The organism is Microbulbifer sp. SE14, assembly GCF_059834885.1.
The window spans coordinates 182,546-196,528 of the sequence record NZ_JCBAJA010000001.1 but is presented as its reverse complement, the minus strand read 5'-3'; the positions used below and the strand labels follow the sequence as shown (position 1 = coordinate 196,528).

General features: G+C 63.3%; 13 protein-coding genes. 5 read left to right on the top strand and 8 right to left on the bottom strand.

Features of this window, described 5'->3' with window-relative positions:
* Nucleotides 1-6: 6 nt before the first annotated feature.
* Nucleotides 7-330: a TfoX/Sxy family protein gene (locus AC6R19_RS00880; protein WP_500577588.1), complete on the top strand. Its 324-nt coding sequence runs from the start codon at nucleotides 7-9 to the stop codon at nucleotides 328-330.
* A 129-nt stretch (nucleotides 331-459) separates the two neighbouring features.
* On the opposite strand, the gene AC6R19_RS00875 is transcribed toward AC6R19_RS00880, so the two are convergent.
* Genes AC6R19_RS00875 through AC6R19_RS00860 form a run of 4 tightly spaced genes read right to left on the bottom strand, consistent with a single transcriptional unit; the run spans nucleotide 460 to nucleotide 4,805 of the window.
* Nucleotides 460-2,706, bottom strand: a complete 2,247-nt coding sequence (locus tag AC6R19_RS00875; protein WP_500577587.1) for a xanthine dehydrogenase family protein molybdopterin-binding subunit — start codon at nucleotides 2,704-2,706, stop codon at nucleotides 460-462.
* Complete coding sequence (locus tag AC6R19_RS00870) at nucleotides 2,703-3,182, bottom strand: (2Fe-2S)-binding protein (protein WP_500577586.1); 480 nt, start codon at nucleotides 3,180-3,182, stop codon at nucleotides 2,703-2,705. The genes AC6R19_RS00875 and AC6R19_RS00870 overlap by 4 nt, the downstream gene beginning before the upstream one ends.
* Nucleotides 3,179-3,754, bottom strand: a complete 576-nt coding sequence (locus AC6R19_RS00865) for a nucleotidyltransferase family protein (protein WP_500577585.1) — start codon at nucleotides 3,752-3,754, stop codon at nucleotides 3,179-3,181. The genes AC6R19_RS00870 and AC6R19_RS00865 overlap by 4 nt, the downstream gene beginning before the upstream one ends.
* 7 nt (nucleotides 3,755-3,761) lie before the next feature.
* Nucleotides 3,762-4,805 carry an XdhC family protein gene (locus AC6R19_RS00860; protein ID WP_500577584.1) on the bottom strand — a complete coding sequence of 348 codons (1,044 nt, stop codon included), beginning with the start codon at nucleotides 4,803-4,805 and terminating at the stop codon, nucleotides 3,762-3,764.
* A gap of 322 nt (nucleotides 4,806-5,127) precedes the next feature.
* Here AC6R19_RS00860 and AC6R19_RS00855 point away from each other — a divergent pair, with 322 nt between their 5' ends.
* On the top strand, nucleotides 5,128-5,475 hold the full coding sequence (locus AC6R19_RS00855) for a helix-turn-helix domain-containing protein (protein ID WP_500577583.1): 348 nt from the start codon (nucleotides 5,128-5,130) through the stop codon (nucleotides 5,473-5,475).
* 2 nt (nucleotides 5,476-5,477) lie between these two features.
* Nucleotides 5,478-6,779 carry a type II toxin-antitoxin system HipA family toxin gene (locus tag AC6R19_RS00850; protein WP_500577582.1) on the top strand — a complete coding sequence of 434 codons (1,302 nt, stop codon included), beginning with the start codon at nucleotides 5,478-5,480 and terminating at the stop codon, nucleotides 6,777-6,779.
* A gap of 15 nt (nucleotides 6,780-6,794) precedes the next feature.
* On the opposite strand, the gene AC6R19_RS00845 is transcribed toward AC6R19_RS00850, so the two are convergent.
* Nucleotides 6,795-7,919 carry a DegT/DnrJ/EryC1/StrS family aminotransferase gene (locus AC6R19_RS00845; protein ID WP_500577581.1) on the bottom strand — a complete coding sequence of 375 codons (1,125 nt, stop codon included), beginning with the start codon at nucleotides 7,917-7,919 and terminating at the stop codon, nucleotides 6,795-6,797.
* Between the two features lie 40 nt (nucleotides 7,920-7,959).
* Nucleotides 7,960-8,898 (bottom strand): Gfo/Idh/MocA family protein, encoded by a 939-nt coding sequence (locus AC6R19_RS00840; RefSeq protein ID WP_500577580.1) that lies wholly within the window; start codon nucleotides 8,896-8,898, stop codon nucleotides 7,960-7,962.
* Between the two features lie 301 nt (nucleotides 8,899-9,199).
* Here AC6R19_RS00840 and AC6R19_RS00835 point away from each other — a divergent pair, with 301 nt between their 5' ends.
* Nucleotides 9,200-10,078 (top strand): aldo/keto reductase, encoded by an 879-nt coding sequence (locus AC6R19_RS00835; protein ID WP_500577579.1) that lies wholly within the window; start codon nucleotides 9,200-9,202, stop codon nucleotides 10,076-10,078.
* Nucleotides 10,079-10,100: 22 nt separating this feature from the next.
* Here AC6R19_RS00835 and AC6R19_RS00830 read toward each other — a convergent pair whose 3' ends face one another.
* A complete protein-coding gene (locus AC6R19_RS00830) occupies nucleotides 10,101-10,685 on the bottom strand; it encodes an SLATT domain-containing protein (protein ID WP_500577578.1) in 585 nt (194 codons plus the stop codon).
* A gap of 87 nt (nucleotides 10,686-10,772) precedes the next feature.
* A complete protein-coding gene (locus AC6R19_RS00825) occupies nucleotides 10,773-12,119 on the bottom strand; it encodes a Na+/H+ antiporter NhaC family protein (protein ID WP_500577577.1) in 1,347 nt (448 codons plus the stop codon).
* Nucleotides 12,120-12,600: 481 nt separating this feature from the next.
* On the opposite strand from AC6R19_RS00825, the gene AC6R19_RS00820 reads away from it, so the two are divergent.
* Nucleotides 12,601-13,977, top strand: coding sequence for an SLC13 family permease (locus AC6R19_RS00820; protein ID WP_500577576.1), 1,377 nt, complete (start codon nucleotides 12,601-12,603; stop codon nucleotides 13,975-13,977).
* Nucleotides 13,978-13,983 lie beyond the last annotated feature (6 nt).

Genomic DNA, 13,983 nt, shown 5'->3' with positions numbered 1-13,983 from the left:
ATGGCTATGGCATACAGCAAAGATCTGGCAGAAAAAGTGCGCGAACTGCTGCAGGAAAACGACGGCCTGACCGAAAAACAGATGTTCGGCGGCCTCGCATTTATGCTGAACGGCAATATGGCCTGCGGCGTGGTCGGGGAGGAACTGATGGTGCGGGTCGGTCCTGACAACTACCAGGAGGCGCTGGCCGAGCGCTATACCCGGCCGATGGATTTCACCGGTCGCCCGCTGAAGGGAATGGTCTATGTGGAGGAGGACGCGGTGGCCGCGGACCTGGATGGCTGGGTCAGCCGCGGGGCGGAATTTGCCGGTTCGTTGCCGCCCAAATAGATAATTCCCCAACAGATCTTGATTAAGATTATCTGTAATTAATGCGACAGTAGGGTGCGCCCTGCGCACCACCGGTGATGGTGCAGGCTTCGGGTTTACGGTGCGGACGGCGCACCCTACGAACCATTCCTAACTTACTTTCAGGTGTTTGCTGATCGGCAACTCGCGGATCCGTTGCCCGGTCGCGGCGAAAATCGCATTGCTAATGCTCGGCGCCACCGGCGGTACTCCCGGTTCGCCGACCCCTGCCGGCGGCTCAGAAGATTCAACCAGCTCGACACTTAGCGGTGGGCACTGATGCATGCGCAGCAGCGGGTAGTCGTGGAAGTTGCTGTTGGTCACTGCGCCGTTTTGCATCCTGATCTCGCCCATCAGCGCCAGACTCATGCCGAAAATCATCGCCCCCTCCATCTGCGACTTCACCCGATCCGGGTTGACCGCCAGGCCCACGTCGGCGGCGCAGTGCATCTCCAGGATTTTCAGCTGGCCGTCGCGCACCCGCACCCTGGTGGCAATGCCCACATAGGAGAGGAAGCTGCGGTGCACGGCGATACCCCAGCCCTCACCGCCAGCGGAACCGCCGAAGTCCGCCCTGGCGGCGACGCGCCGCAGGACGTTTTTCAGGCGCGCGGTATCCAGCGGGAATCTCTCCAGGGATTCGCCGTAGTTGCCGTATTTGTAGTCCCCCCGGCTGGGGTCGATCTTCCGGTCCGGGCCGATTAAATCCAGCAGGAATTCGTCCGGCCGCCGGCCGCCGAGGTGGGCCAACTCGTCGGCGAAGCTGCAGACGCCGAAGGCATTCTGGATATTGGAGACGGACCTGAGCCAGCCGATGCGCGCGTGGTAATCCGCCCGCTGGGTTTCGGTCCTGTGGTTGGCGATGTCGAAGGGCAGGTCGGTCAACCCCAGGTCAAGTTCGAAGGTCGCCGGGTGATCGACCCCCGTCCGGAAGGTGCCGCCGATGGACGGGAAGGCGGCGCGTTGCAGCCAGCCTTGCACTTTTCCCTTCTCATTGAGGCCGGCCTCAAAGAATTCCACGCTGGCGGCGTGGTAGTAGTCGTGGCGGATATCATCCTCGCGGCTCCAGACCACCTTGACCGGCTGCTGCATCTTTTTCGCCAGCAGCGCCGCCTCGACGACAAAATCCGGCTTGGACTTGCGCCCGAAACCGCCGCCGAGGAAGGTGACATTGACCTTCACCTTCTCCGGCGGCAGCCCCAGTGCCTCGCCGACGTTCTGCTGCACCGACTGCGGGTCCTGCACGCAGCCCCAGATCTCGCAGTGGTCGTCGCCGACCAGGGCGGTGGCGCTGGGCGGTTCCATGGTGGCGTGGGCCAGGTAGGGAACCGTATAGGTGGCGCTGTGGCGGCGGCCGGCGTTTTGCAGTGCGGCCTCCACATCGCCCCGGGCGACGACGGCTGTGCCCGGTTCCCGCACCGAGTGCTTCAGAGCTTCCAGGTAGCTGTCGCTGTCGTGTGCCCGGTGTGGACTTTCGCTCCACTGGATATCCAGCAGCTTGCGCGCTTTCAAGGCCGTCCAGGTGTTGCGGGCCAGCACCGCCACCCCGCTCAGGGGCTTGAACAGCGGCGGCTCGGCGCCGCCCTCCAGCCGCTCCACGGCAACCACGCCCTTTACCTTGCGCGCGGCGCTGTCATCGAGTTTCGCGATACTGCTGCCCAGTACCGGCGCCCGCTCTATGCTGGCGATCAGCATATTGTCGAGGTGCACATCCTGGCCGTACTTGGCCCGGCCGGTGACCATGTCCGGTGTGTCGACAGTGTCCACTGGTTTGCCGATATATTTGAATTGCGCGCTGTCCTTCAGGCGCAGGTCTTTTTCGTCCGGCACCGGCTGTTTGGCGGCGGCAGCCGCCAGCTCGCCGAAGCCCAGCCGGCGACCGCTGGGGGTGTGAACAATCCTATGGCCTTGCGCCACGCACTCGCTCGCCGGCACCTCCCAGCGCTGGGCCGCGGCCCGCTCCAGCATGGTCCTGGCGCTGGCGCCCATGCGGCGCATGGTGTCGTAGAAGCGGCGCACGCTGCGCGAGCCGTCGGTGTTCTGGTCGCCGTAGCGCTTGTCGCCGAGGCCCTGCACGACTTTGACCTTCTGCCAGTCGGCCTCCAGCTCGTCCGCCACCACCTGCGGCAGGCCGGTGCGGATGCCCTGGCCCATTTCCGAGCGGTGGCAGACGATCGATACTGTGCCGTCGCCGTCGATACTGACAAACAGGTTCAGTTCGCTGATTTTCTCCAGCCCGCTGGCCCAGGCCGGCTGCCAGCCGGGCAGGGCGGCGCCGAGCACCAGGCCGCCGGCGCTGAGGCCGGTGAGTTTGAGGAAATTGCGACGGCTAATATTTTTTACGCTGTGATCGCTCATTGGCTTTCTCCCCCCTTGGCGGCGGCGCTTTTCATTCTGGCCGCGGCGCTGATCGCGGTCCTGATGCGCGGGTAGGTGCCGCAGCGGCACAGGTTGCCGGTCATGGCCTGGTCGATCTCCTGGTCGCTGGGGTTGGCGTTGCGCGCCAGCAGCGCGGCGGCGGACATCAACTGGCCGCTCTGGCAGTAGCCGCACTGGGGCACATTGTGTTCTATCCAGGCCTGTTGCAGCGGGTGATCGCCGTTTTCGGAGAGCCCTTCGACGGTGGTGACCTGCTTGCCCTCGGCGAAGCTGGCCGGCGTCAGGCAGGCGCGCATCGGCTGGCCGTCCAGGTGTATGGTGCAGGCGCCGCAGAAGCCGCCGCCACAGCCGAACTTGGTGCCGGTCAGTTTGAGTTCATCCCGCAGAACCCAGAGCAGCGGCATATCCTCTTCCACATCGATCTGGTGTGCAGTGCCGTTTACAATTATTTTCATGGGCTTTCTCCGAAGGCTTTCCAGTCCTGTTCTGTGTCTATATCGATGGCGCCGCTGGGGGTCGGCACGCTGGTGATATTGTTTGGCGAAGTGCGCAACAGATCGCGCGCACCCCTGTCGCCGTTCAGCTTCGCCAGCTGGGCAAAAACACTGCGTGGAAAAATGGCCGGGACGCCCCGCCGGTTTTTGTAGAAACTGCAGACGATATTCTTGTTTTCTGTCCAGGTATACAGCAGGCGCCGGATATCCGCGGTATTCACCGCCGGCTGATCCGCCAGCAGCACCAGTGCCGCGCCGCAGTTCGACGGCAGCTGTCGAATGCCGAAGGCCAGCGAGCAACCCATGCCCGCCTGCCAGTCGCGGTTTTCCCGCAGGTCCAGCTCCGGGTGAGTCTCAACCAACCTCGCGTGCCAGGCGCCGCTGACGATCAGCGGCGCCTGGAGATCCAGCGAATTCAGGCTGTCGACACAGCGTTGCAGCAATGTCCTGCCGCCGTACTCCAGCAACAGCTTGCAGCTGCCGAATCGGCTCGAGGCACCGGCGGCGAGAATGATCGGCTGAATGGCTGCCATCTGCGGCTTACGCAAATTCGTCCGTTTTTATTTTCAGTTCTGGATCGGGGCTGAGACTGCGCCCGTCGGCACCGTGCAGCACCGCGTGCAGCTCCGCACAGGTGGCCAGGGCGATACTCTCCGGCAGCTCGCCGCCGAGATTCAGGCCGATCGGCGCGCGCAGCGGCGTCGGCAGGGACGCGTTCAGCTGCTCCAGCGTCAGTCCCGCCAGCTGCAGAACCCTGTCCCTGCGATTGATGGGTCCCAGCAGGCCCAGGTACTTCAGGGGTTGCAAATAGAGTGCCCGCAGCGCCGCCGCGTCCAGTTCGAGATTGTGCCCCATCACAATGGCGGCATCGACCTGTTGCAGGTCCAGTTGAGTGGAGAGCTCGTCGGGATGACAGGGGTGGCAATCGCAGCCGGGAAAATAGGCCGCTCGCGCATTGGCGGGACGGGGATCGCAGAGGCTCACCTGCCAGCCCTGGGTGCGGAACAGCTGCGCCATGGGGCGTGCATCCGCGCCGGCGCCCACGATCAGGATATGCGGCACAGGTGCAACCGGTGTCTGCAGCCAGTCGCCGTCGCCGAGGCGGATCAAGCGGGCCCGGGATTGGGGATCGGTATTTTTCCGTAATGAAACTTGCGCCAGGGTTTCGCCGGCGCCGGGAATTTTCTGCAGGTAGTGGCAGGGGCGGCGGTTGCGGAGATGGTCGCGCAGCTGCGCCAGTTGCAGGTATTCATTTTCGGCGAGAATCGGCTGCAACAGTATATGCACAGTGCCGCCGCAGCCGATACCCAGCTGGAAGGAGAGGTCGTCTTCGTCGCTGCCGTCGTAGCAGAGGGTTTTGGACTGCCTGGAGTCGAGCACCTGCCGGGCGTGCCGCTGGATGTCCGCCTCCAGGCAGCCGCCGCTCAACAGGCCGTAGTGTTTGCCCAGGTCGTCAAAGAGCATTGTTGCACCGGCCTTGCGGTAGCAGGGCCCGGTGGTCCTGTAGACGGTGCCCAGTACCCAGTTGCGGGAGTTTTTGTGCTTGTGCCAGAGTTCCAGCAGTGCCTGGAGCTGATTCGCCATGCGGGCTCGCTCTGTGATTGTTCCTTGGCGCTGCCGGGATACTAACCCAATAAATTGGGCCCTGCATGGCGTCTACTTCCGGCATCGGCGCCCTGGCATCAGGCCTTGGCTTTCTTTTCCGGGGCCCGGATCCCGAGGGCGGCTGAGACAGCGGAACCTCTGTTTTCGGGGGTTCAGCTGTAATGGATGCAATTACGACTATAATTGGCAATTTATATGATTAAAGGTTGTTTTTGGAGCTGTTATTTGCTATATCTATAATAGATTGAATTACAGCTATTATGTGTGAAATTGGCAATCAATAGATGATTTTTAGTCTCTTATGAGTTTAATCGGTAAATCCGATCAGCAGATACTGCAGCTTCTCGGCGAGCGCCTGCGCCGGCACCGATTGCGCCGGGACATCACCCAGGAGCAACTGGCGGAGCGGGCGGGCCTGTCGGTCTCCACCATAAAAGGGCTGGAATCCGGCCGCGGGCGGCTGGACAGCCTGGTGGCGGTATTGCGGGAGTTGCAGCAGCTGGACGGCCTGGAAGCCTTCCTGCCGGATCCGGGCATCAGCCCGCTGCAGTTGGCGGAGCGGCAGGGCAGGCCGCGGCAGCGCGCCAGTGGTAAGGTGCAGAAGGTCGCAAGCGCCGCGAAAAAGAAGAAACCTGAATCGGACTGGTAGCCATGGCAGAGCGCATCGAAACTGCAGTCGTCAAACTCTGGGGAGAGCGGGTGGGTGCCGTCTCCTGGCATCCGGATGGCTACGGCGTATTTGAATACGACCCCCGGTTCGTGCAGCGCGGCCTGGACCTGTCGCCAATCCATATGTCGATCCACAGTGGCAATCGGCTTTTCGCCTTTCCCAATCTCAACCGGGAGACCTATAAAGGCCTGCCCGGCCTGCTGGCGGACTCCCTGCCGGACAAGTTCGGTAACGCTATCATCGATGCCTGGCTCGCGCGCCAGGGACGCACACCGGGGGACTTCAGCCCCATAGAGCGGCTCTGTTACACCGGCAACCGCGGCATGGGAGCGCTGGAATTCCACCCGGCGGTGGACGGGCGCTTCCAGGAATCTGCGCCGGTGGAGATCGCCGAACTGGTGCAGCTGGCCCAGGCCGTCACCCACCGCCAGCAGAGTCTCGCCTCGAATTTCGGCGGCGACGATGACAACGCCGAGGCCCTGGGAGACATACTGCGTGTCGGTACCAGCGCCGGCGGCGCCCGCGCCAAGGCGGTGATCGCGATGAACGCCGAGGGCGACGTGCGTTCCGGGCAAGTGCCGGCGCCGCAGGGCTACGATTACTGGCTGCTGAAATTCGACGGCGTGGACGATATCGAGCTGGGCAAGTCCCAGGGCTTCGGTCGCATCGAATACGCCTACTACCTGATGGCGCTGGCCGCCGGTATCGAGATGATGGAGTCACGGCTGCTGGAGGAAAACGGCCGCGCCCACTTTATGACAAGGCGTTTCGACCGTGCACCGGACGGCGACAAACTGCATATGCTCAGCCTGTGCGGCCTGGCCCACCTGGATTTCAACCAGGCCGGCGCCCACGCCTACGAGCAGATCTTTGCCGCCATGCGTGAGCTGCGCCTGCCCAAGAGCGAGGCGATACAGCAATACCGCCGACTGGTATTCAATGTGCTGGCGCGCAACCAGGACGACCACACCAAGAACGTCGCCTTCCTGATGGGCCGGGATGGCGACTGGTCGCTGTCGCCGGCCTTCGATCTCACCTATGCACACAACCCCGGCGGCAAGTGGACCAACCGGCACCAGATGAGTATCAACGGCAAGCGCGATCACTTCGAGCTGGGGGACCTGGTGGCGGTGGGCGAATCCATCAGTATCAAGAAACCGCAGGAAATTGTTGCAGAAGTTGCTAACGCGGTTGCGCGCTGGCCGGAGTTTGCCGAGGCGGCGGGAGTGAAAAGCGCCCTGATAGAAGAAATTTCCAAAAATCATCGCCGGCTTCCTGCTTAGCCTTCATAACCCCTTCTAAGTGGATAGCGCGAAGCGCAGCGCCATGGCAATCCGCTCCTGCTCCCCCTCTGTGAGGCGCGGGTGTATGGGCAGGGACAGCACTTCTCGGCAGGCCTGTTCGGCCACCGGCAGCGGCTCCGCCTTGCCGTAGCGCTCGGCAAATACCGGCGCCTGGGGCAGGGTCTGGGGGTAGTAGACCACCGCGCCGATATTCGCAGCCCGCAGAGACTCCTCCACCGCGGGGCGGCGGCCGTTTTCGATACGAAGGGTGTATTGGTGGTAGATGTGGCGGCCGTAATCCGCTTCCTGCGGCAATATGAGCCCGTCGATATCCTCCAGCAGTTCGCGATAGCGCCGGGCGGCGGCGCGGCGGGCGTCGTTCCACGTATCGATATGGGGCAGCTTTACCTGCAGTACTGCCGCCTGTATGGCGTCCAGGCGGGAGTTGTAGCCCAGGGTCACATGGTGGTATTTGCGCTCGCTGCCGTGGTCGCGCAGCATCCGCGCCTGCCGCGCCACCTGGTCGTCGTCTGTCACCAGCAGGCCGGCGTCGCCGTAGGCGCCGAGGTTCTTGGTGGGATAGAAGGAAAAGGCGCCGACATCGCCGATGGCGCCCAGTTTGCGGCCGCGGTGCTCGCCGCCGAAGGCCTGGGCCGCGTCCTCGATGATTTTCAGGCCGTGCCTGTCGGCGATTTCGCGGATTGGTCCCATCTGCGCCCCCTGCCCGTAGAGGTGCACCGGCATAATGGCCCTGGTCCTGGGGGTGATCTTTGCCTCTATGCGCTTGGGATCAATGTTGAATGTATCCGCCTCGATATCCACGAAGACCGCCCGCGCGCCAACCATCTCGATACTCTCGGCGGTGGAGAAGAAGCTGAAGCCGGTGGTGATGACCTGGTCCCCGGGACCTATGCCCAGGGCCCGCAGGCCGAGGACCAGCGCGTCGGTGCCCGAATTGACGCCGATGGCGTGCTTGGCGCCCAGGTAGCCGGCGGCGGCGGCCTCGAAGGCCTCTACCTCGGGTCCGAGAATAAATGCGCCGGAGTCCAATAGCCGCTGGAAAGCAGTCATCAGTTCTTCGCGCAGCTCCTCGACTTCGCCGGTGAGGTCCAGTGGGGGGATAAATCTCGGGGCGTCCAATTCGGCTCTCCAGCTCAGCGTTCCAATTCAATCTGCCAATTCAACTTTCCAGCAAACGCGATACCTGTTCCAGTACCTCGATCACCTGCAGCGCGCTACCGCCATCGGAGAGGGGCGGCTGGCGGTCCTGCACCCGGTCCAGGAAATGTTGCAGCTCCAGCTTCAGTGGCTGGCCGTTGCCGTGCAGGATTATTTCGCTGCCATCGTCCCGATTGTGCAGGTCGGGGGTTATGCCTTTCCTGTGTAACGTGACAGTCTGTTCCAGCTCGTCGTACACCAGCATGCCCTTGGCACCGCGCACAACCAGCCGGCGTCGCGTTTCCGGCCACAGCCAGGAACTGTGCAGGTTGGCGCGCACGCCGCAGGGAAATTCCAGGTGGACATAGACATCGTCCTCGACGGTCGGTTGCACTATGCGGTGCCCGCTGGCGCGGATGCCGCAGGGCACGTTGCCCACCAGCATCAGTAGCACCGCCAGATCGTGCACCCCGGAATCCCAGAGCACATTCTCCAGCGGGCGGGCGCGCCCCAGGCCCAGGCGTTCCTGGTGCACGCTGTAGAGCGGTCCCAGTTTACCGGCGTCGAGAAATTCCTTGATCCAGTTGATGGCCGGCTGGTAGAGAAGCAGGTGGCCGGCCATCAGGATGCGCCCCCGCTCTTCCGCCAGCTGCGCCAGGGATCTGGCCTGCAGGCTGGTGGCGGTCATGGGCTTTTCGATCAGGACGTCTTTGCCCGCCTCCAAGGCGGCCCTGGCGATTTCGTAGTGCAGTGGCGTCGGCGTGGCGATGACGAAGGCATCGTAATCCGCTGCGATTGCCTCCCGGTAATCCCGGTGGATGGCAGCGCCGGGATAGGTCTGCGCATACTCGGCGCATTTTTCCGGAGAGAGATCGATGACCGCGGCCAGTACATCCAGTTCGGAGAGACTGCGGATGATGTTTTTACCCCAGGCGCCGGCACCAATGACTGCAACTTTCACGGTTACACTCCAGGCTGAGACTGCAGGTACCACAATGACTACGAGTTGGGAACAGCTATTTGTCCACTGGTGTCACAGATAAATAAAGCTGCACACCGGTGAACCGGGAAAGTCAAAACAACCCCCAAAAGATAACAGAGGTAGCTGTTTTGTGGCTACCGGTTTCAGTGGCGCCTCCTCAATCCCAATAGCTACCGCCGTTCCGGGCCTTGCCCTACACTGATCTTCACATTGTGTTGAGTAGAAGGGCGCGGGGAGACCCCGGCGCCGGTTTCGTACAGTCCAGGGAGATGGATCAACCATGGCCACAGTGACGCTGAACAATGGCGTCGAAATTCCACAGCTGGGTTTCGGCACCGCCGCCATCGGCGAATGGCAGCAGGACAACAGTTACGTCACCGATACCATCCTCAAGGCGATGTCCATCGGCTACCGTCACTTCGACACCGCGTCCGTCTACGGCAACGAGCGCGGCCTCGGCCGCGCCATCAGGGATTCCGGGCTTCCGCGCCAGGAACTGTTTATCACCAGCAAGGTATGGGACACGGAGCAGGGCAGGGGGACTGCAGCCGCCTTCGAGCGCAGCCTGGAGCGGTTGCAGCTGGACTACCTGGATCTCTACCTGATCCACTGGCCGCTGCCGGCCTATACCCGGGAAACCTGGGAGGCGATGGAGAAGCTGTACGACGAGAAGAAGGTCCGCGCCCTGGGGCTGTCCAATTTCCGCAAGTCCGATATCGAACAGATAGCCACCTTCGCCCGCATCAAGCCCACCTGCAACCAGATAGAGCTGCACCCCTACCTCACCCAGCAGGCGCTGGTGGACTATTGCAATTTCCACAAGATCGCCGTCGCCAGCTGGTCATCGCTGGCCTCCGTGAGCCTGGACGGCACGGCGGTGGCAGACAAGCCCGTCGCGGATCCACTGGTCGTCGAAGTGGCGGACAGGCACGGCGTCACTCCCGAGCAGGTCATCCTGAAGTGGAATATCCAGCAGCACCGTATCGTGATCCCGAAGGCGGAAAGTCTGGCGCAGATCAGGAAAAACTTCCTCCTCGACGAGTTCACGCTGAGCGAAGAGGAAATCCGGGCGATCAACAACCTCAACCGCAATCAAAGGTTCGGCCCCGATCCGGATAGGGCCCACGAGGAGAATAAACGGCTAAAGGTGCCGGACTGACCCCGGACTCCACCTGTGATATTCAGGCCTGGGCCACAGCTTCCGCGTTTAGGCTTCCTTGGGTGGCGGCCTTCCTGCGCATCCGCTCCACCAGCGACGGCTCCCGCTCCGCCTTCAGGTTCTGCACTCTCAGCGCCTCCCGGTAGACCCTGTCGGAGACGATATACTCCTCGGCGCGCTGGTTGATGGCGCTGTAGCCGGCATTCAGCTCTTCAATCTTCCGGGACAGGTGGTCCAGGTCGAGGATGCCGTCGAAGTAGAGGGCGATCAGCCGCTCACATTCCCGCGCTATGGCCAGGTACTCGTTGCCGATCTCGCGGTGCCCCTCGTAGTTCTTCTTGAAATTGAAAAATGTCTGCACGCCGCCGAGCAGGGCGGTGAGCAGTGCCAATGCGGCGCCGGTCCACTTGGTCCAGTCCGGCAGTTCGGCGTTGATCAGGGAGAAGAACAGGGAGCCGAGAAAGAGGTTGATCACGACAATCGGTACACCGCAGAGCACATGCAGGTTGCGGCCGCGCATTGATGCGCGGAAGTGGCTGTGCTTGCACAGGTGGGCGTTCCAGCGGAGTTTTTCCAGGACTTCTACGGTGTTGGGGATATTACTCATGAATCCATTCGGCCCCGAGGGCATCAGGTTTGTCGGAGGCTATAGTTTGCCGATTGACAGCCAGATGTACAGCGCCGAAGGATCCGGTCAGGAAATATCTGTGATGGGTTGCCGGGCAGTTTGGCCGGCGATTCGGGGCAGGCCTGCAAAAATCGAAACCAGCGCCGCGATGCCCAACAGCCAGCAGTAGTGGATATTGCCGACCAGTTCCAGCGGCGACACCCTGGCCAGCGATGAGGCCAGCAGCACCTGTGCCCCGTAGGGCAGCAGTCCCTGTACCGCGCAGGAGAAGATATCCAGCAGGCTGGCGCTGCGGCGGGGATCGACGCCGTAGCGCCCGGCGATATCCCTCGCCAGGCCGCCGGTGAGCAGGATCGCCACGGTGTTGTTGGCGGTGCAGGCGTTGGTCGCGGCCACGGCGGCGCCGATGCCCAGTTCGCCGGCCCGGGGGCTCGGCTGCCCTCTACCGCCCAGGCGGCTGAGTCGGTCGATGGCGCCGGCCAGCCACGCCAGGCCGCCCCCGGCCTTCATCATTGCGCCCAGGCCGCCGATCAGCAGGGACAGTATCAGTATCTCCTGCATACCGGTGTAACCGGCGTAGATATCCCGGGACAGCTTCGCCAGGCTGTAGTCCGGCTGCAGGCCCAGGCCTATGGCGCCGGCCAGCAGTATGCCGGCGAAGAGCACCAGCAGCACATTCACCCCGAGCACCGCCAGCACCAGCACCGCCACATAGGGCAGCAGCCGCAGCAGCTCGTAATCCCCGGCGGCCTCCACTGCGGCAGAACTGCCCTGGAAGTAGAGCCACACCATTGTCACCAGCGCCGCGGGCAGGGCGATGCGGAAGTTCATGCGGAACTTGTCCCGCATCTCCGCCCCCTGGGTGCGGGTGGCGGCGATGGTGGTGTCGGAGATGATCGACAGGTTGTCACCGAACATGGCCCCGCCGACGACGGTACCGGCCGTCAGCAGCAGCGGCAGATCCGTCGCCTCCGCCACACCGAGGGCAATGGGCGCTATGGCGGCGATGGTGCCCATGGAAGTACCCATGGCGGTGGCGACGCAGGCGGTGATGGCGAAGAGCCCCGGCAGTACCAGGGCGGGGGGAATCACGCTCAGGCCGAAGTTGACCGCCGCGTCCACGCCGCCTGCGGCCTCGGCCACGCCGGCAAAGGCCCCGGCCAGCAGGTAGATCAGCACCATGGTGACGATGGTGTGATCGCCGACGCCGCGGATAAAAGTGTCGATGCGGCCGTTCAATGGTCCGCGGGCCAGCAGCAGCGCCAGCGCTATCGCCGGCAGTATCGCGACCGGTGCGGAGATCTGGTAGAAGGCCATCTCCACACCCTGCGCCCGATACCAGAGACCGCTGCCGACGAACAGGGCCAGGAAGAGGGCGAGGGGGAGAAGTGCGAGCGGGGAGGCTTTGGTCATGGGTACTGCTTCGACGAAAGACTTGGCGGAAACTCGGGGCGGAAAGGGGGCGGATTATAAAGGTCGCTCAAGGGGTGACCAATAATTCTTTGCCAAGTGACCTGCGGACCCGGTTATAACTCAAGTTTCGGCGTTCACAGGTGTTGCCAGGCCGGAAGGGAAGAGCCTTCGAGCGGCCCTGCTACCGGTGGCCGCCTGGCAAAAAACCTCATCGGTACTGCTTACCAGCTGCAGGCGCTTTTGCCAGGTGGCCACCGGCAGCAGGGCCTCGTACTGTGCAGCCTGCAGTCTTCCTGCCCCCGATGTGAACTCCGAAACTTGAGTTATAAGAAAAGGCGATCGTTGCGGCGTCTTCGCCTTTCGCCGGCCGGGTTCCCGGCTGCGTTTCCAACCTTTCCCCGGCTGCGTAAAATGCGCCGACAACCGAATCCATAAAAATAAAAGGCCGGCAACGGCCCTGAGTCCGATGGGGGAATCGCCAATGTCGTTAGCGCGGCAGCACTTTATTGTCCTGGGCCCGCTGCTGGCGGCCGTCTTCTACGCCGCCCTGGCCGCACTGGGAATGCCCCATCCCCCGGCCGCAACCGCTGCCATCACACTGCTGACGGTGATCTGGTGGGTCACCGAGGCGCTGCCGATTCCCGCCACCTCCCTGGTGCCCTTCGTGCTGCTGCCGCTGGCCGGCGTCGCCGATCACGCGCTGGTGGCCTCATCCCTGGGCAGCCACGTGATACTGCTGCTGATGGGCGCCTTCATGCTGTCCAAGGCGCTGGAGAAGAGCGGTGCCCACGAGCGGCTGGCGCTCTATATGCTGAAGCTGGTCGGGGTCTCCAGCGGGCGCCGGCTGGTACTCGGCTTTATGCTGGCCGCGGGCCTGCTGAGCATGTGGATCTCCAACACCGCCACCACCCTGGCGATGCTGCCGATTGCGCTGGCGATACTCGCCCGGGTGGAAAACCGGAAGCTCACCATCGCGCTGATACTGGGCATCGCCTATGCGGCCAGCCTCGGCGGGGTGGGCAGCCCCATCGGAACGCCGCCCAACGTGATCTTCATGGGCATCTACGAGGAATACACCGGGCGCGAGTTCAGTTTCGTGGAGTGGATGCGCATCGGCGTGCCCGTGGTGCTGGTGACGCTGCCGGTCATGGCCCTGTGGCTGACGCGCAATATCCGCCTGGAAAAATCCATAGAGCCGCCGGCCGTGGGGGCGTGGCGCACCGAGGAGATCCGCACCCTGGTGGTGTTCGGCATCGCAATTCTGCTGTGGATCACCCGCAGGGAACCCTTCGGTGGCTGGAGCGGGCTGCTGGGCATCGACAGCGCCGGTGACAGCACGGTCGCCCTGGGTGCGGTGATACTGATGTTCGCGGTCCCGAACGGCAAGGGCGGCCGCCTGCTGGACTGGGAGACGGCGGTGAACATTCCCTGGGGCATGCTGCTGCTGTTCGCCGGCGGTATCGCCATCGCCAAGGGCTTCACCGCCTCGGGGCTGTCCGACATGCTCGGCAATGGCCTGTCCTTCCTGACTGCCATGCCGCTGATACTGATGCTGGTGCTCCTGTGCCTGGCCGTCACCTTCCTGACCGAGATCACCAGCAATACCGCCACCGCGACCCTGCTGATGCCGATCCTCGCGGTGGCCGCCAGCTCCGCCGGTTTCGACCCGATGGTGCTGATGATCCCCGCCGCCATGTGCGCCAGCTGCGCCTTTATGCTGCCGGTGGCGACGGCGCCGAATGCCATCGCCTACGGCACCGGTCAAGTGCGCATGCAGGATATGGTGCGCGAGGGGGCGGTGCTCAGTGTAATTGCGTCGCTGGTTATTGCCGGGATGAGCTGGCTGCTGCTGATCTGACAGATT

What these genes read in the sequence shown, in the direction of transcription:
- AC6R19_RS00880 (WP_500577588.1), top strand. Translation starts at nt 7, where the DNA reads ATGGCATACAGCAAAGATCTGGCAGAAAAAGTGCGCGAACTGCTGCAG.
- AC6R19_RS00875 (WP_500577587.1), bottom strand. Translation starts at nt 2,706, where the DNA reads ATGAGCGATCACAGCGTAAAAAATATTAGCCGTCGCAATTTCCTCAAA.
- AC6R19_RS00870 (WP_500577586.1), bottom strand. Translation starts at nt 3,182, where the DNA reads ATGAAAATAATTGTAAACGGCACTGCACACCAGATCGATGTGGAAGAG.
- AC6R19_RS00865 (WP_500577585.1), bottom strand. Translation starts at nt 3,754, where the DNA reads ATGGCAGCCATTCAGCCGATCATTCTCGCCGCCGGTGCCTCGAGCCGA.
- AC6R19_RS00860 (WP_500577584.1), bottom strand. Translation starts at nt 4,805, where the DNA reads ATGGCGAATCAGCTCCAGGCACTGCTGGAACTCTGGCACAAGCACAAA.
- AC6R19_RS00855 (WP_500577583.1), top strand. Translation starts at nt 5,128, where the DNA reads ATGAGTTTAATCGGTAAATCCGATCAGCAGATACTGCAGCTTCTCGGC.
- AC6R19_RS00850 (WP_500577582.1), top strand. Translation starts at nt 5,478, where the DNA reads ATGGCAGAGCGCATCGAAACTGCAGTCGTCAAACTCTGGGGAGAGCGG.
- AC6R19_RS00835 (WP_500577579.1), top strand. Translation starts at nt 9,200, where the DNA reads ATGGCCACAGTGACGCTGAACAATGGCGTCGAAATTCCACAGCTGGGT.
- AC6R19_RS00830 (WP_500577578.1), bottom strand. Translation starts at nt 10,685, where the DNA reads ATGAGTAATATCCCCAACACCGTAGAAGTCCTGGAAAAACTCCGCTGG.
- AC6R19_RS00825 (WP_500577577.1), bottom strand. Translation starts at nt 12,119, where the DNA reads ATGACCAAAGCCTCCCCGCTCGCACTTCTCCCCCTCGCCCTCTTCCTG.
- AC6R19_RS00820 (WP_500577576.1), top strand. Translation starts at nt 12,601, where the DNA reads ATGTCGTTAGCGCGGCAGCACTTTATTGTCCTGGGCCCGCTGCTGGCG.